The organism is Streptococcus oralis (assembly GCF_003943825.1).
Classification (GTDB): domain Bacteria; phylum Bacillota; class Bacilli; order Lactobacillales; family Streptococcaceae; genus Streptococcus; species Streptococcus oralis_CD.
In genome coordinates, this window is record NZ_RJNJ01000121.1 from 1 (window position 1) to 528 (window position 528).

Annotated in this window: 1 protein-coding gene; it reads left to right on the forward strand. The window is 46.2% G+C overall.

Annotated features, from left to right (window positions below; genetic code table 11):
- Positions 1 to 528 (forward strand): 23S rRNA (uracil(1939)-C(5))-methyltransferase RlmD (gene rlmD, locus D8863_RS10925; RefSeq protein WP_125441882.1); only part of this gene is annotated, 528 nt, incomplete at both ends.

Genomic DNA, 528 nt, shown 5'->3' on the forward strand with positions numbered 1-528 from the left:
CAGATGTTGGGAAATGACTACCAAATCGCTGGCCCAGCCTTTTACCAGGTCAATACTCAAATGGCAGAGAAACTTTATCAAACGGCCATTGACTTTGCGGAGTTAAAAGCAGATGATGTGGTGATCGACGCTTATTCTGGTATTGGAACGATTGGATTGTCCGTTGCCAAGCATGTTAAGGAAGTCTATGGAGTTGAGGTCATCCCAGAAGCAGTAGAGAATAGCCAGAAGAATGCTGCATTAAACAATATCACAAATGCCCACTATGTCTGCGACACAGCTGAAAATGCCATGAGGAATTGGCTCAAGGAAGGTATCCAACCAACCGTTATCTTGGTTGACCCACCACGCAAGGGATTGACCGAAAGCTTTATCAAAGCAAGTAGCCAAATTGGGGCTGACCGCATCGCCTATATCTCCTGTAATGTCGCAACCATGGCGCGTGATATCAAACTCTACCAAGAGTTGGGATATGACTTGAAGAAAGTCCAGCCGGTGGATTTATTTCCGCAGACGCATCACGTGGAG